The organism is uncultured Winogradskyella sp., assembly GCF_937958655.1.
Taxonomy (GTDB): Bacteria; Bacteroidota; Bacteroidia; order Flavobacteriales; family Flavobacteriaceae; genus Winogradskyella.
Map to the genome: position 1 here is coordinate 1 of NZ_CALGNH010000007.1, position 22,406 is coordinate 22,406.

19 protein-coding genes are annotated in these 22,406 nt (G+C 33.8%); 12 read left to right on the top strand and 7 right to left on the bottom strand.

Annotation, left to right across the window (positions count from 1 at the left end):
- The 4 genes from Q0800_RS01400 to Q0800_RS01415 all read right to left on the bottom strand — a co-directional run.
- The coding region (locus Q0800_RS01400) for an ABC transporter ATP-binding protein (protein ID WP_299126949.1) at positions 1–1,472 on the bottom strand (1,472 nt) is incomplete at its 3' end.
- Positions 1,473–1,475: 3 nt separating this feature from the next.
- A complete protein-coding gene (locus Q0800_RS01405; RefSeq protein ID WP_299126951.1) occupies positions 1,476–3,203 on the bottom strand; it encodes a phospho-sugar mutase in 1,728 nt (575 codons plus the stop codon).
- 78 nt (positions 3,204–3,281) lie between these two features.
- On the bottom strand, positions 3,282–4,229 hold the full coding sequence (locus tag Q0800_RS01410) for a glycosyltransferase family 2 protein (protein ID WP_299126953.1): 948 nt from the start codon (positions 4,227–4,229) through the stop codon (positions 3,282–3,284).
- Positions 4,230–4,272: 43 nt separating this feature from the next.
- On the bottom strand, positions 4,273–4,785 hold the full coding sequence (locus tag Q0800_RS01415; RefSeq protein ID WP_299126955.1) for a DUF4199 domain-containing protein: 513 nt from the start codon (positions 4,783–4,785) through the stop codon (positions 4,273–4,275).
- A gap of 161 nt (positions 4,786–4,946) precedes the next feature.
- Here Q0800_RS01415 and Q0800_RS01420 point away from each other — a divergent pair, with 161 nt between their 5' ends.
- From Q0800_RS01420 to Q0800_RS01440, 5 genes are all read left to right on the top strand, one after another.
- The gene (locus Q0800_RS01420) at positions 4,947–5,198 is read left to right on the top strand and encodes a type B 50S ribosomal protein L31 (RefSeq protein WP_299126957.1); all 252 of its coding nucleotides are present in this window, start codon (positions 4,947–4,949) and stop codon (positions 5,196–5,198) included.
- 230 nt (positions 5,199–5,428) lie between these two features.
- Positions 5,429–6,604 carry a GlmU family protein gene (locus Q0800_RS01425; protein ID WP_299126959.1) on the top strand — a complete coding sequence of 392 codons (1,176 nt, stop codon included), beginning with the start codon at positions 5,429–5,431 and terminating at the stop codon, positions 6,602–6,604.
- Positions 6,605–6,829: 225 nt separating this feature from the next.
- Entirely contained in the window at positions 6,830–7,732 is a 903-nt protein-coding gene (locus Q0800_RS01430) for a hypothetical protein (RefSeq protein WP_299126961.1), read from the top strand.
- Between the two features lie 105 nt (positions 7,733–7,837).
- Positions 7,838–9,478, top strand: coding sequence for a DUF1800 family protein (locus tag Q0800_RS01435; protein WP_299126963.1), 1,641 nt, complete (start codon positions 7,838–7,840; stop codon positions 9,476–9,478).
- A gap of 12 nt (positions 9,479–9,490) precedes the next feature.
- A complete protein-coding gene (locus Q0800_RS01440) occupies positions 9,491–11,119 on the top strand; it encodes a DUF1501 domain-containing protein (protein ID WP_299126965.1) in 1,629 nt (542 codons plus the stop codon).
- Here the strand turns inward: Q0800_RS01440 and Q0800_RS01445 are convergent.
- The gene (locus Q0800_RS01445; protein ID WP_299126966.1) at positions 11,116–12,738 is read right to left on the bottom strand and encodes an ABC transporter substrate-binding protein; all 1,623 of its coding nucleotides are present in this window, start codon (positions 12,736–12,738) and stop codon (positions 11,116–11,118) included. The genes Q0800_RS01440 and Q0800_RS01445 overlap by 4 nt on opposite strands.
- A 150-nt stretch (positions 12,739–12,888) precedes the next feature.
- Here Q0800_RS01445 and mtaB point away from each other — a divergent pair, with 150 nt between their 5' ends.
- On the top strand, positions 12,889–14,232 hold the full coding sequence (mtaB, locus tag Q0800_RS01450) for a tRNA (N(6)-L-threonylcarbamoyladenosine(37)-C(2))-methylthiotransferase MtaB (RefSeq protein WP_299126967.1): 1,344 nt from the start codon (positions 12,889–12,891) through the stop codon (positions 14,230–14,232).
- 61 nt (positions 14,233–14,293) lie between these two features.
- A complete protein-coding gene (locus Q0800_RS01455; protein WP_299126968.1) occupies positions 14,294–14,827 on the top strand; it encodes a hypothetical protein in 534 nt (177 codons plus the stop codon).
- 90 nt (positions 14,828–14,917) lie between these two features.
- Here Q0800_RS01455 and Q0800_RS01460 read toward each other — a convergent pair whose 3' ends face one another.
- Positions 14,918–15,214: an N-acetyltransferase gene (locus tag Q0800_RS01460; RefSeq protein WP_299126969.1), complete on the bottom strand. Its 297-nt coding sequence runs from the start codon at positions 15,212–15,214 to the stop codon at positions 14,918–14,920.
- A 184-nt stretch (positions 15,215–15,398) separates the two neighbouring features.
- Between Q0800_RS01460 and Q0800_RS01465 the strand changes: the two genes are divergently transcribed.
- Genes Q0800_RS01465 through cls form a run of 3 tightly spaced genes read left to right on the top strand, consistent with a single transcriptional unit; the run spans position 15,399 to position 18,484 of the window.
- On the top strand, positions 15,399–16,055 hold the full coding sequence (locus tag Q0800_RS01465) for an alpha/beta hydrolase (protein ID WP_299126970.1): 657 nt from the start codon (positions 15,399–15,401) through the stop codon (positions 16,053–16,055).
- A 42-nt stretch (positions 16,056–16,097) separates the two neighbouring features.
- Positions 16,098–17,033, top strand: coding sequence for a lytic transglycosylase domain-containing protein (locus tag Q0800_RS01470; protein ID WP_299126971.1), 936 nt, complete (start codon positions 16,098–16,100; stop codon positions 17,031–17,033).
- Between the two features lie 2 nt (positions 17,034–17,035).
- Complete coding sequence (cls, locus tag Q0800_RS01475; protein WP_299126972.1) at positions 17,036–18,484, top strand: cardiolipin synthase; 1,449 nt, start codon at positions 17,036–17,038, stop codon at positions 18,482–18,484.
- A gap of 1 nt (position 18,485) precedes the next feature.
- Here the strand turns inward: cls and Q0800_RS01480 are convergent, their stop codons facing one another.
- Positions 18,486–19,064: a DUF2892 domain-containing protein gene (locus Q0800_RS01480; protein ID WP_299126974.1), complete on the bottom strand. Its 579-nt coding sequence runs from the start codon at positions 19,062–19,064 to the stop codon at positions 18,486–18,488.
- 158 nt (positions 19,065–19,222) lie between these two features.
- On the opposite strand from Q0800_RS01480, the gene rpmH reads away from it, so the two are divergent.
- Together rpmH and carB are read left to right on the top strand one after the other, a co-directional pair.
- Positions 19,223–19,384 (top strand): 50S ribosomal protein L34, encoded by a 162-nt coding sequence (gene rpmH / locus Q0800_RS01485; RefSeq protein ID WP_138434274.1) that lies wholly within the window; start codon positions 19,223–19,225, stop codon positions 19,382–19,384.
- Positions 19,385–19,482: 98 nt separating this feature from the next.
- Positions 19,483–22,338, top strand: coding sequence for a carbamoyl-phosphate synthase large subunit (gene carB, locus Q0800_RS01490; protein WP_299126976.1), 2,856 nt, complete (start codon positions 19,483–19,485; stop codon positions 22,336–22,338).
- Positions 22,339–22,406: the final 68 nt, after the last annotated feature.

The following is a 22,406-nucleotide window of genomic DNA, read 5'->3' on the forward strand; positions in this document are numbered from 1 at the left end:
TCTTTTACAAATTCCCAAGCATTAGCTATTTTTAGTGCTTTTATAATATCGTCTTCTGTTGCGTTTTCGCTTCCGATTTTAAGATTATTTGCTACAGTATCGTTAAATAAAATAGAATCTTGGGTAACGATTCCCATAAGCGCTCTAAGGGAATGTTTAGTTAAATTTCTAATATTATCTCCGTCTATACTAATGTTACCTTCGTTAACATCGTAAAAACGTGTTACTAAATTTGCAATGGTACTTTTTCCACTTCCCGATTGGCCAACTAAAGCCACACTCTTGCCTTTTGGAACAGTGAGCGAAAAGTTTTTAAGTACAAGATCGTCTTCGTATTTAAATGAAATATTATCTATGCTAATGTTAGATGTAAAGTCTTGTTTAGTTTTTGCATTTGGAACGTCTTCCAAAGGTGATATGGTTTCTAGTATTTCTAAAATTCGATCAGCTGCTGCATTACCAGCTTTTACTTTATAACTTGCTTTGCTAATTGCCTTTGCAGGAGTTAATATTTGATAGGCTAGTGCCATATAGGTAATAAAAGCACCACCAGTTAGTGTTTTTTCAATTAAAACCATAGACCCACCATACCATAAAAGGGCTGCAATTGTCACAATACCTAGAAACTCACTAGTGGGCGAAGCTAAGTTTTGCCTATTCATTAATTTATTTGAAAAGTTATAAAATCGATCTGTAGATTCTTGAAATTGATCGTTAAAACGTTTTTGTGCGTTAAAACCTTTAATTACCTTAAGTCCAGACAATGTCTCTTCTAATGTAGATAAAAAAATACCTTGTTCGGTTTGGACGCGGTTGGATTTTTTCTTGAGACTTTTTCCAATTCTTGAAATAATAAAACCAGAAATAGGGATAAAAAGAAACACAAAAATTGTTAGCTTAACAGAAATAGTAAACATGGCAATTATTGCAAATAATATAGTTAACGGTTCTTTAACTATAAGCTCTAAAATGGCAAGGAGGGAGTTTTTAACTTCATTGACATCTCCTGAAATTCGGGCTATAATATCACCTTTCTTCTTTTCGGAATAGTAGGATATAGGTAAAGTCAATACCTTATCATAGATTTCATTTCTCAGTCCTTTAAGAACGCCATTCCTAAGGAATGTAATAAAATAAAGCCCTAAATAATTAAAAAAATTCTTTAGTAGAAATAACGAAATAATAAGAATTATCATATACAAAAGAGAGCGTTGTGGACCAAACTCATCTGATGTTGATGAAATAAAATAATTCATAGAATTTTCGAGGTATTCCTTTAAGCCAGTAAAGCCTTTATAAACTGGTTTTGCGGTTACCTTTTTACCCTCTCCAAATAACACATTTATCATTGGCATTAAGGATACCATGGCAAGGGTGCTAAAAAGCGCATAGAAAACATTAGCTATGATATTTAAAATCCCATAACGTTTGTATGGGATAATAAACTTAGAAAGTTTCTTTATATAATTCATGCATTATAAATTCATATCCTTTAGGATAGCATCAATTCTATCTTCCAATAGCTGCTCCGTTGCTGCAAAAGCAGACACATTGTCTAGTTTGGTGTTTACGCTGATATAGAATTTTATTTTAGGTTCCGTACCACTTGGTCTTAAGGCAATCTTACTTCCATCTTCGGTATAGTAGATAAGAACATTAGATTTTGGGATGTCAATGACGGTTTCAGTACCACTAATGGTATCTTTAGCCATAGATTGTTGATAATCTTCAATCCTAATTACCTTAGCTCCATTGACTTCTTTTAGTGGATTTTCTCTGGCATCAATCATCATTTGTTTAATTTCTTGCGCCCCAGAAATACCCTTTTTTGTTAGAGATATTAGTCTTTCCTTATAAAAACCGTGTTTCACATATAAATCAATAAGCTTTTCGTAGAGTGTTTTTCCTTCGGCTTTGGCTTGGGCTGCAATCTCGCAAGCCAATAGGGTAGAGGTAACAGCATCTTTGTCTCTTACAAAATCACCAACCATAAAACCAAAACTTTCTTCTCCACCTCCAATAAAATCTAGTTGTGGAAAATCTTTTATCATTTTGGCAATCCATTTAAAACCCGTTAACCCTATTTTGTATTCAACATCATAAGAATCTGCCAATACAGACATCATTGGAGTGGATACAATAGTACTGGCAATAAATTGATTACCATTGATTTTTCCAGCATTTTTCCATTGTTCTAATAAGAAATCTGTCATTAGTAACATGGTCTGGTTTCCGTTAAGGATAACGAGCTTGTTCTCTAAATTTCGGGTTACTACACCTAGACGGTCACAATCTGGATCGGTACCAATTACAATATCTCCATTAACGTTTTCGGCTAGTTCCATCGCCATCTTAAGTGCTTCTGGCTCTTCGGGATTTGGCGAAACTACAGTAGGGAAATCACCATTGGGCTCTTTTTGAGCTTCAACAATATTTACATTGGTGTAACCTGCACGCTTAAGCGTTTCAGGAATTGACATTATAGATGTGCCATGTAATGAGGTAAAGACAATATAAAGATTTTGCCTTGCCTCAGCAGATGTATTGAAACTTCCATTTTTAATAGATGCAGTTATAAAGGCATCATCAACGTCCTTACCAATGTATTCAATTAGCTCAGTATTAGCTTCAAACTTAATTTCTGAATAGTCTAATGCGTTTATTTCTGCAATAATTTCACCGTCTTGCGGCGGAACTAATTGTCCACCATCTTGCCAATATACCTTGTACCCATTGTATTCTGGCGGATTGTGTGATGCTGTTAAAACTATACCGCAATGACAACCTAAATGTTTTAGTGCAAAAGATAATTCTGGTGTTGGTCTTAAATCTTCAAACAGATAGACCTTAATACCATTAGCAGAAAATACATCAGCTACCACTTTTCCAAAGGTTTTACTATTGTGTCTGCAATCGTAAGCGATGGCAACTTTTACTTGTTCATTTGGGAAGGATTGGTTTAAATAATTACTTAGGCCTTGGGTGTTTTTTCCAAGGGTGTATTTATTGATTCGGTTGGTGCCAAGTCCCATAATCCCTCGCATTCCGCCAGTACCAAATTCTAAATCCTTGTAAAAACTTTCTTCTAAACCTTTAGGGTCAGAAGCAATCTTATCTTTTATTTGGTCTTGAGAATCTGTGTCAAAAGTTGGAGTTAGCCATGCGTTAACACGTTCTAAAATCTCTGGTTTAATGTGTATCATGAAAAATTGGTTTAGTAACAAAAATAATCAAATCATCATTTTAAACTATTCTGTACTGTCTTTAAATTAAGTCTATAACTATAAATTTAAATGATCTTTAATAAAATAGCGTTGCTGTTGCCGTTTAGACCTTAGGATTAATTCACCTAAGAAACCTGCAATAAACAATTGCGAACCAATAACCATAGTTGCTAAGGCAATATAGAATTGTGGACGTTCAGTAATTAGACGTCCTGTTGGGTTAATAAACAATTTATCTACACCGAGATAAAACGAAAAGCCAAAGCCAATTATAAACATTAAAACACCTAAGGAACCAAATAAATGCATTGGTCGTTTTCCAAAACGCGAAATAAATGATATGGTTATTAAATCTAAAAAACCATTGGTAAAACGACTCATACCAAATTTGGTTGTTCCATACTTGCGTGCTTGGTGTTTTACTACTTTTTCACCAATATTAGAGAATCCAGCATTTTTTGCAAGCAAAGGAATATAACGATGCATTTCGCCGTAAACATCAATGTGTTTTATAACGTCATTACTGTAAGCTTTTAAGCCACAATTAAAATCATTTAATTTTACACCAGACGTTCGTCTTGCCACCCAATTGAATAATTTTGAAGGCAGATTTTTAGAAAAATAAGAATCATAGCGCTTCTTTTTCCAGCCAGAAACCAGATCATACCCATCGTTAACAATCATTTTATATAAGTCTGGTATTTCTTCTGGGTTGTCTTGCAAATCAGCATCCATTGTAATAATAACGTTGCCCTGTGCTTTTTCAAAACCAGCATGTAAGGCCTGTGATTTTCCAAAGTTTTTTAAAAATCGAATACCTTTAACACAAGGATTAGTTTCAGAAAGTGCAATAATGACGTCCCAAGATTTATCAGTACTACCATCATCAATAAAAAGTAGTTCGTAAGAAAATGAATTGGACTGCATCACTGATACAATCCAATCGTATAATTCTTTTAAGGAATCTTCTTCGTTGAGTAGTGGTATAACTACTGATATTTCCATAGTATTTGTCTCATGTATAGACGTCAAAAATAAAATAAATTATTTAGTGATCACTTTTCATTATTAGGCCAGTAATTACCGATACAATTAAACCAAATATTAACGATCCAATAATTGACATTAAGCTAAAAAAACCAGGAGTCATAAACATACTGCTCATACTCATAGCTTGCTCAATTTGTTCATCGGTCATTTCAGGATTGTTTTCAATCATTTGATTATATGCTGTTTCTTTTTGAATATCTATAAACTCTGGGTAAATATATTCATAGTGTACATAAGAATAGATTGCGGCAATTAATCCACCCACAACAGCTATTGCTAAGCCAACTTTAATGGCTTGTCCCACAGATAATATATTAGAATTTGATTGTTTATAAGCTTTTATGCCATATACTAAAATTAATACACCAAGCGTAAAGCTGATACCAGATAGAATCCAGCTTTTATCAATATTTCCTACATACATTATTACGAGTACTGCTATACTTATTAAAGCGGAATATAAACCATAGGTATAGGCTATTGGTTTAACAGGTGCTGTTTGATGTTCCATAATTTTCTTGAGTTTTATTGTTAATTGTTTAGTTTGTAATCAAATATAGGAATTTGTTACAGTAATTAAGAAAATAAAAATTATTAAAAATGATTGTACATTTACAAAAATTACTTAAATTTGCACCTCGAAAAATCGAATTTATAATAAAGCATTAAGCGATGAAAGCAGGAATACATCCAGATAATTATAGAGTAGTAGCGTTTAAAGATATGTCTAACGAAGATGTGTTTTTAACAAAATCTACAGCAGACACGAGTGAAACTATCGAAGTTGATGGTGTTGAATATCCATTAGTAAAATTGGAAATTTCTAGAACTTCTCATCCTTATTACACTGGTAAGTCTAAATTAGTAGATACAGCCGGTCGTATTGATAAATTTAAGAACAAATATGCTAAGTTTAAGAAATAAACATAGCTTACCGATAATCGAAAAAGCCTTTCTAACAACAGAAAGGCTTTTTTGTTTTCTATAATTAGGCTACTTTTGAGCTATATACATAAGGTAGTTAATACTATCATTTAGAGCATAGTCGAGAAATTTGTCATTTTTTTATGGGCATTTCTGCTGCTTTGTAGCGTGCTTTCAACTAATGCTCAGTATGACAGTAGAGATAATGAGATTAAAAATTAAATTTTAAAATGAATTACATACTCTTTGATGGTCCATATAGAAACAACCTTTTACCATTTACATACACAAGACCTGTAGCAGATATAAGAGTTGGTATATTAACGATTCGTCAGAAGTGGGAATCGTATTTAGAGTATACAACAACTACAGTTACTGAAGATTATTTGGCAGATAAGTTTCCTATGGTAGAAATGGAGGATAACATTATGATTAATGCATCTTACCTTCCTAATACAGAGGTTGTTGAATTTGTAAAAAATCTAAAACATAACCAAGCACTTTTTAACGGTGAAGATGTTATTGCGTTTTTTGCTAAAGAAGGAGAAGAAGTTAATGATTTTTCAAGTTTTGAAGCCGTTGAGTTTAACGGTGAAATTTTAACTATAGAAAACACATGGGATATTTTTTCAAAAAATGGAGAGGCTATTGAGGAAGATTTTAGACTGATTACCAAGGATAGAAAATCAGAACCTATTCCAGCTACAGTGAATACTGTTAATGCTGAAAATATTTTCATTGAAAAAGGAGCGACATTAAATTTTGCTACCTTAAATGCAAGCTCAGGTTGCATTTATATTGGTCGCGACACAGAGGTTATGGAAGGCTCAGTCGTTAGAGGGCCTTTAGCGCTTTGTAATAATGCTACCTTAAAATTAGGAACTAAAATTTATGGACCAACCACGGTAGGGCCATTTTGTAAAGTTGGAGGTGAAGTTAATAACTCTGTACTATTTGGCTATTCTAACAAAGGCCACGACGGCTTTTTGGGTAACTCAGTTTTGGGCGAATGGTGTAATCTTGGTGCAGACACAAATAACTCTAACCTAAAAAATAATTATGCGGAAGTACGTCTTTGGGACTATGAGACTGGTGGTTTTGCAAAAACAGGATTACAGTTTTGCGGACTTATGATGGGAGATCATAGTAAGTGCGGTATCAACACTATGTTTAACACTGGTACGGTTGTTGGTGTAAGTGCTAATATCTTTGGTAGTGGATTTCCAAGAAATTTTGTTCCCAGTTTTTCTTGGGGCGGAAGTAAAGGCTTTGTAACCTATAAAACAAATAAAGCCTTTGAAGTTGCTAAAGTCGTAATGGCTAGGCGCAAGGAGGAATTTACAGAAAAAGATAAAGCTATTCTTGAACATGTATTTGAAGAAACGAAACAATACAGAAGAGAATAGCGGATGCCTAAAAAGTCAATTAAAACAAAACTGTCGCATTGAGCATAGTCGAATTGCTTTGTTAATCTGAGTTTAATTTTTTCGATTACACTTCGGCTACGCTCAGCGACCACGCTCGAAATGACAGAAAGAATTACTTTTCAGATATCCTCATCAGACAATTGATTTAAACTGCGATTTTATATGACACCTTCAATTTTACAGTCGAATTCAAAACTAAATACTATGAAAACCAAATTTACATTACTACTTTTAGTAACCTTAACCTACGGATTCTCTCAAAGTAAAAATGTTGAGATAAAAAAGCTTAAAATTAATACAGATTTAGATCATTTTGCAGCACGTGTTGTTGGTGATAAGGTATATTTTAGTCATAATCTAAAGACCAAAAGAGGACGGTCTATAAAGGATAAGTACGATGGTCTTATCTACATTATGTATGAGGCTCTGGCAAGAAAAGATGGTGAGATTGAAAACGAAAAACCAGTAGAAAAAACAGAGTTAGGACGATTTAATATGTCCTCGGCCACGTTTTCAAAGGGTGGAAGGTATATGTATTTTACAACAAATCATTTAGATACAGGGGAAAATAAATTAAAGGGTGTAGAAACCTATAATTTACAGATTAAGCGTGCAGAGTACATAGATGGTAAAGGCTGGACGAATTTTGAAACGCTCCCATTTTGTGTGCCAGATAACAACTTTGCACATCCTGCTTTAAGTCCAGACGGAAGTGAATTATATTTTATTTCAGATATAAAAGGAACCAAAGGAAAGTCTGACTTATATAAAGTTTCTGTATATAATCATAAAATCTACGGTGATATTGTTAGTTTAGGGGAAACAATAAATTCTTCACGTACCGAGATATTTCCTTTTGTAAGTGCCGATAATAAATTGTATTTCACTTCTAACCGAAGAGGTGGAAAAGGTGGCTTAGATATTTATGTCTATGATTTAGAGTCTACAGACAATGAGCAAGTACCTGTATCTTTAAATGAACCGATTAATAGTAGAGGTGATGATTTTTCATTTTTCTTAAATGATGATTTAACAACTGGTTATTTGTCTTCTCGACGTTTAAAAGGCGAAGGTGGTGATGATTTATATTATTTTTCTTTGAAATAATCTCAATAATTTTTTTGTTTATTTGAATATTTCATAATTTTTTGTGCAATTGTTCTATAAGCGCGTTTTTAAAAGCACTGTTTATTATTTTATATCGTATCTTCCATGAGACATAAAAAAAATAAAATGGCTAATATTAATGCGTACAACGGAGTTTTGGACCAGCGCTTAGCATCTCATTTGCTTAGAAGAGGTTCTTATCATTACTCAAAATCTCGCATTAACGAATTAACTGGCTTAACTGCAAGCGCAGCTGTTGCTAATCTTTTTCAAGATTATACCTTAAGTTTAGAACAACCCATAAATCCAGACACCAATGATGTATGGATAAATGGTGGCACACCAACAACCAATAATCAAGGTAAATATAGAGATATCATCGTATCTTGGTGGATGGATGAAGCTAGACAAAATCAAGGTATTCAGCATAAACTAGAATTTTTTCTTCATACCATTTTTACCATTAACCATAATTTTGTTAATCGCTCAGAAAATTTATATGATTATCTGAGCTTCAATAGATTTTATGCTTTAGGTAATTTTAAGGACTATGCTTTTAAGATTACAAAATCTAATGCCATGTTATTGTACTTAGATAATACGGATAATGAAGCTCTAAATCCTAATGAGAATTACGCCAGAGAGTTTCTTGAGCTTTTTACCATTGGTAAAGGTTCCCAAGTTGGTGAAGGGGATTATACAAATTATACAGAATTAGACGTTCAAATGGCTGCCAAGGTGCTTACAGGATTTAAAACAAAATTAGACAGAACGATAATAGATACAGATACGTCTATTCCTATTGGAAGAGTATCATACAACAAACACGATCAAGACGACAAAACATTTAGTCATAGATTTCAAAACCAAACGATTACTGCTGCTGTCAATGCAGCTGATATGGATAGAGAATTACAAGACATGATCACTATGATTTTTAATCAAGAGGAAACAGCACGTTTTTTCTGTCGCAGATTGTATCGCTACTTTGTAAATACTGTCATTGATGCTGAGATTGAATCTGATATTATAGCTCCGCTGGCACAAGAATTTATAAGTCAAAATTTTGAAATTCAACCTATTGTAGAAATGCTACTAAAATCTGAACATTTTTATGATTTAGATGATATTGAAAGTGCCGACAATAACATTGGAGCTTTAATTACGAGTCCGATGGAACAAATGTTAAGGACCATCACGTATTTTAATTTAGAGGTTCCCGATCAAACCACAGATACCGAAAGATTTGACCGTTTCTATAGACGTTTTGTGCAACAAACATATTGCGAATTATCAGGTATGGAAGTTTTTGCACCTACCACAGTTGCAGGTTATGAAGCCTATTATCAAGAACCCAATTTTACCAAAAATTGGTTTAACTCGTCTAATATTATTGCAAGATATAAACTTGGTGAAATGTTTATAACAGGTTTAAGACTATTAGAATCTGGTAACAATGGTTATGTTTATGCGAATATGGTAGATTTTGTTGAGAATACCATCACTGATGCGTCTGATGCAGTTTTATTGGTTGAAGAATTAACAACACACTTGTTACCAGAAGCAATTGATGCTGATAGAATGAATTACTTTTTAAATGATGTCTTTTTAGATGGACTGAGTCCTATAAATTGGCAAGTAGAATGGAATAATTATTTAAATTCTGGTGATAATTCTGATGTAGAAATTCCATTAAACAGATTATATCAAACATTGATGTATTGTCAAGAATATCAAAGTTTTTAAATATATATAAAGGTGAAAAGAAGAAAGTTTATTGGTTTAGGATCATCAGCAGTGGCTGGTAGTTTTTTATTGAATGGTCATATTGCCAATGCTTTTCAGTACGCACCTTTTATGGATGATTTTAACTGTGATGCAACCAACGATCGCGTAATGGTTATTATACAATTAAAAGGAGGAAACGACGGTTTAAACACAGCAATTCCTCTAGGAAGGTTTGATACATACGCTAATTTACGACCAAACATATACATACCAAATACTGGACCGAACGGTATTATTAATCTTGATACAAGTTTAGCTACTGAAGCTCAAGTGGGATTACATCCCTCAATGACTGCTATGAAAGGTTTATACGATAGCGGTGAAATGGGTATGATTCAATCCGTAGGCTATCCAGACCACAACCGATCGCATTTTAAATCAACAGATTTATGGTTAAGTGGAGGTGATGGCACACCAGAAGGCTTTAATATTTCTGACGGTTGGATGGCGCGTTATTTAGAGAATGCTTTTGAGCCATCGAATTTTCAAGATCCATTAGGTGTTCAATTAGGAAGTAAAAACAATTCCTTAGGATTCCATACTGAAGAAGAACATACCATATCAATTAACTTAACTGGTCAAGATCCTGGAGGATTTTACTCTTTGATTTCTGGTATTGGTGCTGAGACACCTTTAAACATTCCAAATTCAGATTTTGGTGATATTTTAGAACATATAATTCAGGTAGAAAATGGTGTAAATACCTATGCACAGCGCATTACGGATGTGTTTAATGCAGGTCAGAATCAATATACGAGTTATCCAGATACAGATTTAGCAAATCAGTTAAAAACTATAGCGCGCTTAATGAGTGGTGGCTCTCAAACAAAAGTCTTTTTAGCAAATTTGGGTGGTTTTGATACTCACAGAGATCAAGTTGTGGATGGTAATACTTCTGTAGGAGATCACGCTGAATTGTTATTAGAATTATCGGAAGCTATCCATGCGTTTCAACAAGATTTAAAACTCATCGGAATCGATGAACGTGTGGTCACCTTTACCTTTTCAGAATTTGGTAGAAAGGTATCGCAAAATGGAAACTTCGGAACCGATCATGGAAATTTTGCACCACTTTTTGTTTGTGGTACAAATATAAATGCAGGAGTGTTAGGAGTCAATCCAAATATTGATGACCTCGCAGATAACGATCAGTTACAAGACTTACAATTCGATTATAGACAAGTGTTTACAACCTTTATTCAAGATTGGATGGGTGGATCTGATACGATATTAAATTCTACGTTTTATCAAGATTTTTCAGAAGATAAATTACCACTTATTAAACCAGCTGCAGTGGTGGCTGAGGCTTGTTATAATGAATCGTTAGGATTGCCTGAAGATATCATAACTACCAAACAATTTGCAGCATACCCAAATCCATTTAAGGAGAATCTTTATGTAGAGTTACAATCAGAACATTCAGTTAATTGCAGATTACAACTCTATAATCTCGAAGGAAGAACTGTTTATGATAGACAGGTACGTTTATCAAATTCTGCAAAAACACTAGACTTGTCCTATTTGCCATCTGGTGTATATGTTATGGTAGCTATAGACGGAAAGCAGCTTATCGGAAAAGAAAAAGTAATTAAAAACTAATTGGATTTTTTTACAGATTTTAGTTCGAGCAAATTAGTAGCATTAATCCCAAGACCACTAACTTCTTTTCTTGTAAACCGAACCACTTCATCATAGAACATGGGTACAATTGGTGCAGACGCCATTATTAATGAGTCCATTTTAGTATAAAGGTGTTCTCGTTTGGTAATATCTGTTTCAAGATATGCCGTCTCATACATCGTATCAAAAGCATCACTTTTAAAATGTGTGTAATTTGGACCGTTTGGAGCAAAATTCTTGCTGTAGTACAAGGACAAATAATTTTCCGCATCAGGATAGTCGGCAATCCAACTGGCTCTAAAGAAGTCGAGTTGACCATTAGCTTTAGCATCTTTTAAGCTAGATGCAGGTATCACATCGACATTCACATTAACACCAATTTTCTCAATTTCGCGCTGTATAAATTCACAAAAACTCAAGTAGTTACTCGTTGTTGTTAAAGTAATTTCAGGATTCTGAATTCCTGTTTCTGATTTAAACTCAGTGACTAATTGTTTAGCTTTTTTAGGTTGATAGGTAAATCCTATGGAATCATCAAAACCAGGCAAGCCTTTGGGTATAAAGCCACCAGAAGCAGGTGTCCCAATGCCATTTCGTAAATAGACCATCATTTTTACTCTGTCAAATCCTAAGTTGATGGCCTTTCTCAATTTTAAGGCTTGTAATTCTTCAACTTCAGTTTCCATAAATAAGGCGAGATATTCTGTGTTGAGGTATGGTCCACGAATCATGTTAACATCATCAGCGTATAATGGTCGTAACTTGCCATCAGTAGTTAAAATTTCATCTTTATAAGACGCATCTAAACCAGATACAAAATCGATATTGCCTTGTGCAAATTGTAGAAACTCGCTTTGCTTGTCTGGTAAGAAGGTGATGGCTACAGCTTTTAGATAGGGTAATTGTTTTCCATTAGTATCCGTTTCAAAATAGTTGTTGTTACGTCTAAAAACCAGTTTTATGTTTTCTTCCCAACGCTTAAATTTAAAAGGACCAGTTCCAATAGGATGAGATCTAAAATCACTACCATAATGCTCAACAATTTCTTTAGGTACTACAGAACAATACTTCATGGTTAACAAGCCTAAAAATGCTGGGAAAGGTTGCTTCAGTTTTATTTGAAAGGTAGAATCGTTTACAGCAGAAAAACTTTTGACTTTTTTTAATACCCAACTTCCAGGAGATGCTATTGATTTATCATTCAATCTATTAAAACTGTATTGAAAGTCGGATGCTTTTACAGTTCTTGTAGAATCTTGGTTGCTGAGCGAAGTCGAAGTACCGAAGATTTCATGCTTGTGAAAAAATACATCTTTTCTAAGGTTGAAGGTGTACGTTGTAGCACTGTCAGTAATGATCCAGTTTTTCGCAATACATGGTTGTACATTAAGCTGGTCATCCATTTGTACTAAACCATTAAACAACTGATGCGTTCCCCAAATATCTGCTAAGTCTTTAGAAAAGGCAGGATCTAATGAACCTATATTTTTGTGTTCGTTGTATTTGAAGACGAGATAATCTTTGCTGGAATCTTGTTTTGAATTGCAGGACAATAAAAGCACCAAACATAAAAATGAAAATCTCGTGAGTTTTAGCATATAACTAATATGTTGTAAATTTGCGCGCTGCTGCTATATTGAGCGTAGTCGAAATACTTTAATGTTGTTATTTTAGTAAGAAACGATTCTGTATTTCAAATGTAAAGGTAAATTTAAAAAGATCCTGAAACAAGTTCAGGATTACAAAAAATGGATACAAAAAAAGTCGCATTTTACACCTTAGGTTGTAAGCTCAACTTCTCAGAAACTTCTACAATTGCTAGAAGTTTTAAGGATGAGGGTTTTGAGCGTGTGGACTTTAATGACAAAGCTGATATCTATGTGATTAATACGTGTTCTGTTACTGAGAATGCAGACAAACGATTTAAAACCATAGTCAAACAAGCACAAAAGGTAAATCCTGAAGCCTTTGTGGCTGCTATTGGCTGTTATGCGCAGTTAAAACCAGAAGAATTAGCTGATGTAAATGGTGTGGATTTGGTTTTGGGAGCTACTGAGAAATTTAATGTAACTTATTATATTAATGAATTACTAAGTAATCCTGAGCGTAGTCGAAGGGTTGGTGAAGTCCATTCTTGCGAAATAGAGGAAGCAGATTTCTATGTTGGGAGTTATTCTATTGGAGACAGAACTAGAGCCTTTCTAAAAGTACAAGATGGTTGTGATTATAAGTGTACTTATTGTACGATTCCGTTGGCTAGAGGAATTTCTCGTAGTGACACCATGGAAAACGTATTAAAGAATGCCAAAGAGATTTCAGAACAAGGCATTAAGGAAATTGTACTAACTGGTGTAAATATTGGAGATTACGGAAAAGGTGAATTTGGTAATAAAAAACACGAGCATACCTTTTTAGATTTGGTTACAGAATTAGATAAGGTCAAGGGGATTGATCGTCTCAGAATTTCTTCTATTGAGCCTAATTTACTTAAGAATGAAACCATAGATGTAGTCTCTAAATCTAGAGCTTTTGTACCACATTTTCATATACCACTGCAAAGCGGGAGTAATTCTATTCTTAACAAAATGAAACGACGTTACATGCGAGAGTTATATGTAGATCGTGTTTTAAAAATAAAAGAAGTGATGCCGCACGCTTGTATTGGTGTTGATGTTATTGTTGGTTTTCCGGGTGAAACTGACGACCATTTTATAGAAACTTATAATTTCTTAAACGCGCTCGATATCTCTTACTTACATGTATTCACCTATTCTGAGCGCGATAACACCGAAGCCGCAGAAATGGATGGAGTAGTACCTAAGGCTATAAGAGCAAAACGCAGTAAAATGTTACGTGGCTTATCCGCTAAAAAACGACGCGCTTTTTACGAAGAACAATTAGATACTGAGCGCACGGTTTTATTTGAAGGCGAAAATAAAGAAGGCTATATCAACGGTTTTACCGAAAACTATGTGAAAGTAAAAGTACCGTGGAACCCGGAGTTAGTAAATACAATTCATAAGGTTAAGTTAACTAAAATTGATGACGATGGATTAGTACGGTTCAATTTTGTAGAAGAACTAATAGCATAGATTATTGTCGCAGTTCAATTCTATTTTTATATTTGTGGTCTAACCCAAATACATATTTTAAATGAAAAAATTAATTTTTACTCTATTTAGTTTAGCCTCTCTTGTTTTAATAACTTCTTGCGAGAGCGATGATGATGCTAGCACTAATAGCGACGCATCTATTGAAGGGACATGGTTATTAACAGCATGGAACTCTAGTATACCCTTAGATTTAAATAATGACGGTACAGCGAGTACTAATTTATTAGATGAAGTTAACTGTTTAACTAACGAAACTATTGTTTTTGATGCTAATGGTGGTGCGGTAGTAAATTCTACGTCTTTTTTAGATTTAGAAATTTTTGTAGAGTCAGGGACTACAGACAGTTTTGAGTTTGAAGTAAATTGTGAGTTTGAAGATGAAACCTTTGCATTGGCTTATACTAGAGTAGATAATCCCGTTATTCTCACAGAAATTGGTGAGTCAGAAGGTTTTGTAGGAACTTTAAATGGTAACGAACTAAACTTAGATTTAGAAGAAGAGTTTGAAATCTATGATGATGAATTTGAAGTAGCGGGTACTATAGATTTAAATATTGTTTATACCAAACAATAAAGACTTAAATAACTCTTATAAAACAAAAAATCCCAAAACAAACGTTTTGGGATTTTTGACTTGACTGAATTTCTTCTTTTTCTTTTCAATTTATATGCGAATACCAACAGGTAGCATACGCTTATATTTTCTATTTCCTCTTACAAATTTTGCAATTTCAGGACTTGTAGGTACCATACTGATATTACGATCTTTAATATCATCAAATACAAGTGCTAAAAATTCTTTTTTAAATTCAGTAGATTCAATAGCTTCAGGTATCACCATTTTAGTTAAAAAAATCTTACGCTCTTGCAAAGAGTATTCGATTACAGCCATATCTTCTTCAACCTTTAGTTCATATTGGCGCAGAAAGTCATTATCAATCAATTCAGTAGCTTCGGTCATAATTTTCTTTGTTTTTAAGTTAACGGTTGGCAAGTAGATACTACATTTTCAGTAGTTTTGCAATGCAAAGGTACAAAAAAACGTTGAGACTATAAAGGAGAGCATGTTAAATCCTTATTTTATAAGTGTTTAACTCACAGTTTTAAGCAGACAATTTAATACCTTAATTTCTAAAGAAATAAAGATGACGCATGTGTATTTAATGCCAGGTATGGCTGCAAACCCAACAATTTTTGAATACATTAAGTTACCAGAAGATCGCTATAAAATTCATTGGTTAGAGTGGCAAATTCCTTATAAAGAAGAAACCTTGCAGGCCTATGCAAAGCGTATGTGCAAATTTATTAAACACGATAATGTCGTTTTATTAGGTGTTTCTTTTGGAGGTATGCTAGTACAAGAAATGAGTAAATTTTTAAGTCTAAAATGCTTATTTGTTGTGTCTAGTGTAAAATCGCATTATGAATTACCTAAACGCTTAAAATTACTAAAGCACACTAGGGCCTATAGGTTTTTACCTACCCAGTTGGTAAGCAATATTGATTTATTAGCTAAATATGCCTTTGGCGAAACTATAAAGAAGCGTGTAACACTTTATAAAAAGTATCTTTCCGTTAGTGATAAAACGTATTTAGATTGGGCTATAAAGCAAGTGGTGTGTTGGGAGCAAGAAAAGCCGCATCCTAAGGCGATATATATTCATGGAGACAAGGATATTGTATTTCCGCATTCTTGTGGAGGTAATTGTATTGTTATAAAAGGCGGTACGCACATATTGATTATTAATAAATATAAATGGTTTAACAAAAACTTACCAAAACTTATAGAATCTTCAATTTGAAAGAATTAAATAGTTTATTACATTGTAAAAAAAAATAAAGCCATGCAAATCTTAAAAAATGTTTTAGCCGCAATCGGTTTAGTCTGTATTTTGGCACTTTTTGTATTCTCAATGCAAAAAGCACCATCTGACGAAATGATAGGTAAAGAAACTCCACTGGTTAACGATTATAATGTTTATGCCTTAGAAATGCCAGAGGGATTAAATTTCGCTGGTGAGTATGTACCTATAGAAAATCCTGATATTTACGAGCGCATGGATAGGGAGCTTTTAGTCAATACCTATTGGCAGTCTAACGGACTATTAATGTTTAAGCGCGCTCAAAAGTATTTTCCTATTATAGAGCCAATTCTAAAAAAGAATGGTATCCCAGACGATTTTAAATATTTAGCAGTCATAGAAAGTGGGTTAACTAATGCCGTATCACCTGCTGGTGCCAGAGGATTTTGGCAAATAATGAAAGCCACAGGTAGAGAAAATGGTTTAGAAGTCAATACCAATGTTGATGAGCGTTATAACTTAGAGAAAGCAACTGAGGTGGCTTGTACATACTTAAACAGAGCAAAAGCCCAGTTAGGGTCTTGGACCTTAGCCGCAGCAGCTTATAATGCTGGTAATGCAGGTATTTCTAAACGTTTAAGAGAGCAAGGAGTTAATGATTATTACGACTTGCTTTTAGGAGAAGAAACAGGACGCTATATGTTTAGGATTGTAGCCTTAAAAGAAATTCTTAACAATCCGTCTCAATATGGTTTTAACTTTAATAAAAGCGATTTATACAATAATATACCTACTTATAGAGTAGAGATAGATACAGCCGTTGCTGATTTTTCCCAGTTTGCTAAGCGCTTTGGGATTAATTATAAAATATTAAAATTACACAATCCTTGGTTAAGAGAAGGTCACCTTAACAATAAGTCTCGCAAATTGTATACACTACAAATTCCTAAGGAAGGCTATTATAAAACGAAGCCTTAGAATTGGAATATATTAAGAATCATATCTGGCAGATTTTAATAGGGCTAAACTATGTTTTGGCCCTTTCTGCTGTTTTAACCATATTATTTAAAAAACTTAACCCAACAAAGACCTTAAGTTATATTATTGCACTATTAGTACTACCCTTTGTTGGTTTAATATTCTATTATCTATTTGGTTTAGAATACCGAAAAACAAAAATATTTAATCGTAAAAATGTTTTAAATCAGTCGGTTGTAAAAAAAATTCAGGATGCGTTAGAACTTAATAAAAAAGCCATTAATAAAGTTGATGATTTATTAAATGAAAAATCAAAGCTAATTGCACTGCTTTACAATAATGAGAATTCAAAAATGAGCATTAATAATGATGTAAAACTCATAAAAGATGGTGATGAAAAATTTAAATTACTCTTTAAAGATCTTAGCAATGCTGAGCATCATATTCACTTAGAATATTTTATTGTAAGGGATGACAACATAGGAACTGAACTATTAGAGATATTATGCAGAAAAGCTAAAGATGGTGTGCAAGTTAGAGTGGTTATAGATGATGTAGGGAGTAGCATTTCGTCACGCATGAAAACTAAACTTAACAAAGCAGGTGTAGACATGCATTCATTTATGCCAGTTTTATTTTCCAATACAACGGGTAAAATGAATTACCGAGACCATAGGAAAATAGTAGTTATAGATGGTAAGATTGGTTATATTGGTGGTATAAATATTTCAGACGATTATGTGAATGCAAATAATAAGCGGTATTGGCGAGATACGCATTTGCGAGTGGTTGGTGAGGCTGTACAACATTTGCAAATACTGTTTTTTACATCATTTGATTTTGCTGCTAATACCGAATTAAAAATTTCAAAACTCTTTTTTCCCGATCAAAACATTAAGCATCAAACTCCAGTACAAATTGCAGCAAGTGGCCCAGATACAGATTGGTCTAATATTATGGAAGCTTTTTTTGTAGCCATTACCAATGCTGAGTCCACTATATACATTACAACCCCTTATTTTATTCCTAATGATGAAATTATTACCGCCTTAAAAGTGGCTTCTCGAAGTAATGTTGAAGTTAAAATTATTGTTCCTAAAAAGTCGGACTCTTGGGTGGCCGAATATGCAACCAACTCATATATAGGGCAACTCTTAGAGGCTGGTGTTGAAGTCTATCAATATAACAAAGGGTTTATCCATGCAAAAACCATGGTAGTGGACGGTGTTTTTGGTACAGTAGGAACTGCAAATATGGACTACAGAAGCTTTAATATTAATTTTGAAATTAATGCTTTGGTGTATGATAAAGCCTTTAGTAAAGATCTCACAGCTATGTTTAATGAAGATATTACCAATGCGGAGTTCATTGATTATAACGACTGGAAACAACGTTCTAAAATCACTAAGTTTAAAGAAGCCGTTGCAAGATTAGCAGCACCCTTGTTATAAATTACCGTCTACTTCTTCGGTTTTGTCTTGCAGAGGTTGGCTGTCCGTAATGTTGTTTTGGTATTGCGGCTTTTTTCATCTGTTGTTTCATCATTTTTATCTGGTCTGCAAGCATATCGCGTTTGTCTAGTTTTTGGGCTTCTGCCAATAGTTTTTGTGCTTCTTGTTTTCTGCGCTTAGAAAATGCAATCCCAGCCAAGTTGAGTTTAGCCATTGCTAAATCATGATCCATAGATAAACCTAAATCTATAGCTTTTTTAAAGTGTTTTTCAGCCTCGTTCATATTGGTTTGCGAAACCATAATACCATTAAGGTAACTGAGGTAGCCTTGCTGTTTTTTTACTAAAGCACCCTTAGGATTTTTAATTTTATCTAACCATTTTTTAGCACCTTCAAAATCTTGCTTTCTCAGTTTTAAAAATGCCAAAAGAATCATTTCGTTTTTAAAGTAAAAGAAAATAAATACTAAGGATAATAATAAATACATAATGCCATTACCGATATAACCTTGGATAAACTGATATACGGCAAAGGCTATTATTAAACCTGCAAGAACTAATTTTATATTTTTATTGAACATAAAGGTGTTTAATTTAAAGGATGGCAAAGTTAATAAATTTCTACAGAAATAATTTTATTTACAGACTTGCTAAAGTAAAAACTTGTTGTATATTTGCACGCAGTTTTGAGATAGCTACAAAACATAACTTTACAATAAAGACTTTAAAAAGATAAGACATGCCAAAAAGAACGTTTCAACCGTCAAAGCGAAAGAGAAGAAACAAGCACGGTTTTAGAGAAAGAATGGCTTCTGTAAACGGAAGAAAAGTTTTAGCACGTAGAAGAGCTAAAGGAAGAAAGAAATTGTCTGTATCTTCAGAATTAAGACATAAAAAATAATGATTAACAATTGTTAATATTTTAGAGGTGTTACTTAGGTGTAACGCCTTTTTTTATACCCTACTGATATTTATTTTTGCAATTCAAAAGAAAAACTCATGCCAAAGAACAAAAACATTAAATCTATTTTACTTATAGGATCTGGTCCAATCGTTATAGGTCAGGCCTGTGAATTTGATTACTCAGGATCTCAAGCACTACGCTCGTTACGAGAAGATGGGATAGAAACTATTCTCATCAACTCTAATCCTGCAACTATTATGACGGATCCGACAATGGCCGATCATGTTTATCTTCTACCCCTAAACACCAAATCTATAATTAAGATTCTTAAGGAGCATCCTCAAATTGATGCAGTTTTACCAACAATGGGTGGGCAAACAGCATTAAACCTTTGTATTGAAGCTGATGAAAAAGGCATTTGGAATGATTTTAATGTAGAAATCATTGGTGTAGATATCGATGCTATTAATATCACAGAAGATAGAGAGAAGTTTAGAGATTTAATGACAAAAATTGGTGTTGGCATGGCACCACAAGAACCAGCGACGTCTTTTTTAAGAGGAAAAGAAATTGCGCAAGAGTTTGGTTTTCCGCTTTGTGTTAGAGCGTCTTTTACCTTAGGTGGCGCAGGAGCTTCTATTGTTTACGACGAAACAGAGTTTGATGAATCCTTAACGCGTGGTTTAGAGATTTCACCAATCCATGAGGTGATGATTGATAAGGCACTATTGGGATGGAAAGAATACGAATTAGAGCTCTTACGAGATAAAAATGATAACGTTGTTATTATTTGTACAATAGAAAATATGGATCCTATGGGTATCCATACAGGAGATTCTATAACAGTTGCTCCTGCCATGACCTTGTCAGATAAAACCTTCCAAAAAATGCGAGATATGGCCATACATATGATGCGCAGTATTGGTGATTTTGCAGGTGGTTGTAACGTACAATTTGCGGTAAGCCCAGATGAGGAAGAAAAAATTATTGCTATAGAGATAAACCCTCGTGTATCGCGTTCATCAGCGTTAGCAAGTAAAGCAACGGGTTACCCAATTGCTAAAATTGCAGCAAAGTTGGCATTAGGTTACACATTAGATGAATTAAATAATCAAATTACAAAATCTACATCGGCTTTATTTGAGCCAACATTAGATTATGTTATTGTAAAAATACCACGCTGGAATTTTGATAAGTTTGAAGGCTCTGACAGAACATTAGGGCTTCAAATGAAGGCCGTGGGTGAAGTAATGGCTATTGGTCGTTCTTTCCAAGAAGCTTTACATAAAGCGACACAGTCTTTAGAGATAAAAAGAAATGGTTTAGGAGCAGATGGTAAAGGTTATAAGGATTATGATACCGTTATCAACAAACTTAAATATGCAAGTTGGGATCGTGTTTTTGCAATCTACGATGCCATAGAAATTGGTATTCCATTAAGTAGAATTTTTGAGATCACAAAAATAGACATGTGGTTCTTAAAGCAATACGAAGAATTATTTCAATTACACAAAGAAATATCTACTTATGATATTGAAACCATCGATAGAGACTTATTATTAGAAGCCAAGCAAAAGGGCTATGGAGATAGACAAATAGCACACATGCTAGGCTGTTTAGAAAGTGAAGTGTATAATAAGCGTAGCGAATTAAATATTAATCGTGTTTATAAATTAGTAGATACTTGTGCTGCCGAATTTAAAGCGCAGACACCTTACTACTATTCAACCTTTGAAAGTGAAATGGAAACTGCAGACGGAACAGTTTCTGTTGCCAATGAAAGTGAGGTTACCGATAAAAAGAAAATAATTGTATTAGGCTCTGGTCCCAATAGAATAGGACAAGGTATTGAGTTTGATTACTGTTGTGTACATGGTGTTTTAGCAGCATCAGAATGTGGGTACGAAACTATAATGATAAATTGTAACCCAGAGACCGTATCTACCGATTTTGATATTGCAGATAAGCTTTATTTTGAACCTGTATTCTGGGAACATATATATGATATTATTCAGCATGAAAAACCAGAAGGCGTTATTGTGCAATTAGGCGGGCAAACTGCTTTAAAGCTTGCTGAAAAATTAGAGCGCTATGGTGTTAAGATTATGGGCACAAGTTTCCAAGCTCTAGATTTAGCAGAAGATAGAGGGAGTTTTTCAACATTACTAAAAGAAAATAATATTCCTTACCCAGAGTTTGATACGGCAGAAACTGCAGATGAGGCTTTAGCCATAGCAGACCGTTTAGATTTTCCAATCCTTGTAAGACCATCTTACGTACTTGGAGGACAAGGGATGAAGATTGTCATCAACAAACAAGAATTAGAAGAGCACGTTGTTGATTTATTACGTAAAATTCCTAATAATAAACTATTATTAGATCATTATTTAGATGGTGCTATTGAAGCAGAAGCCGATGCTATTTGCGATGCCGATGGTAATGTTTACATTATAGGTATTATGGAGCATATAGAGCCATGTGGTATTCACTCGGGCGATAGTAATGCCACCTTACCTGCATTTAATCTTGGAGATTTGGTAATGCAGCAAATTATAGATCATACGCATACTATTGCTAGAGCATTAAATACGGTAGGTTTAATAAATATTCAGTTTGCTATTAAAGACGATACCGTTTACATTATTGAAGCTAACCCAAGAGCATCTCGTACGGTTCCATTTATTGCTAAGGCCTATAAAGAGCCGTATGTAAATTATGCAACAAAAGTAATGCTTGGAGAAAATAAGGTTACTGACTTTAATTTTAATCCACAATTAGAGGGTTATGCTATTAAACAACCCGTATTTTCATTTAATAAATTCCCTAATGTGAATAAAAAATTAGGGCCAGAAATGAAGAGTACAGGTGAAAGTATATTATTTATAGATAGCTTAAAAGAGGATGAGTTTTATGACTTATACTCTAGACGAAAAATGTATCTGAGTAAATAAAAGGTACGGTTTATGATGTATTGTAAGTAAATCTCATTAAAATAGACTACCTTACTTCATTAAAAGAT

What these genes read in the sequence shown, in the direction of transcription:
- Q0800_RS01405 (WP_299126951.1), bottom strand. Translation starts at nt 3,203, where the DNA reads ATGATACACATTAAACCAGAGATTTTAGAACGTGTTAACGCATGGCTA.
- Q0800_RS01410 (WP_299126953.1), bottom strand. Translation starts at nt 4,229, where the DNA reads ATGGAAATATCAGTAGTTATACCACTACTCAACGAAGAAGATTCCTTA.
- Q0800_RS01415 (WP_299126955.1), bottom strand. Translation starts at nt 4,785, where the DNA reads ATGGAACATCAAACAGCACCTGTTAAACCAATAGCCTATACCTATGGT.
- Q0800_RS01420 (WP_299126957.1), top strand. Translation starts at nt 4,947, where the DNA reads ATGAAAGCAGGAATACATCCAGATAATTATAGAGTAGTAGCGTTTAAA.
- Q0800_RS01425 (WP_299126959.1), top strand. Translation starts at nt 5,429, where the DNA reads ATGAATTACATACTCTTTGATGGTCCATATAGAAACAACCTTTTACCA.
- Q0800_RS01430 (WP_299126961.1), top strand. Translation starts at nt 6,830, where the DNA reads ATGAAAACCAAATTTACATTACTACTTTTAGTAACCTTAACCTACGGA.
- Q0800_RS01435 (WP_299126963.1), top strand. Translation starts at nt 7,838, where the DNA reads ATGAGACATAAAAAAAATAAAATGGCTAATATTAATGCGTACAACGGA.
- Q0800_RS01445 (WP_299126966.1), bottom strand. Translation starts at nt 12,738, where the DNA reads ATGCTAAAACTCACGAGATTTTCATTTTTATGTTTGGTGCTTTTATTG.
- mtaB (WP_299126967.1), top strand. Translation starts at nt 12,889, where the DNA reads ATGGATACAAAAAAAGTCGCATTTTACACCTTAGGTTGTAAGCTCAAC.
- Q0800_RS01455 (WP_299126968.1), top strand. Translation starts at nt 14,294, where the DNA reads ATGAAAAAATTAATTTTTACTCTATTTAGTTTAGCCTCTCTTGTTTTA.
- Q0800_RS01460 (WP_299126969.1), bottom strand. Translation starts at nt 15,214, where the DNA reads ATGACCGAAGCTACTGAATTGATTGATAATGACTTTCTGCGCCAATAT.
- Q0800_RS01465 (WP_299126970.1), top strand. Translation starts at nt 15,399, where the DNA reads ATGACGCATGTGTATTTAATGCCAGGTATGGCTGCAAACCCAACAATT.
- Q0800_RS01470 (WP_299126971.1), top strand. Translation starts at nt 16,098, where the DNA reads ATGCAAATCTTAAAAAATGTTTTAGCCGCAATCGGTTTAGTCTGTATT.
- Q0800_RS01480 (WP_299126974.1), bottom strand. Translation starts at nt 19,064, where the DNA reads ATGTTCAATAAAAATATAAAATTAGTTCTTGCAGGTTTAATAATAGCC.
- rpmH (WP_138434274.1), top strand. Translation starts at nt 19,223, where the DNA reads ATGCCAAAAAGAACGTTTCAACCGTCAAAGCGAAAGAGAAGAAACAAG.
- carB (WP_299126976.1), top strand. Translation starts at nt 19,483, where the DNA reads ATGCCAAAGAACAAAAACATTAAATCTATTTTACTTATAGGATCTGGT.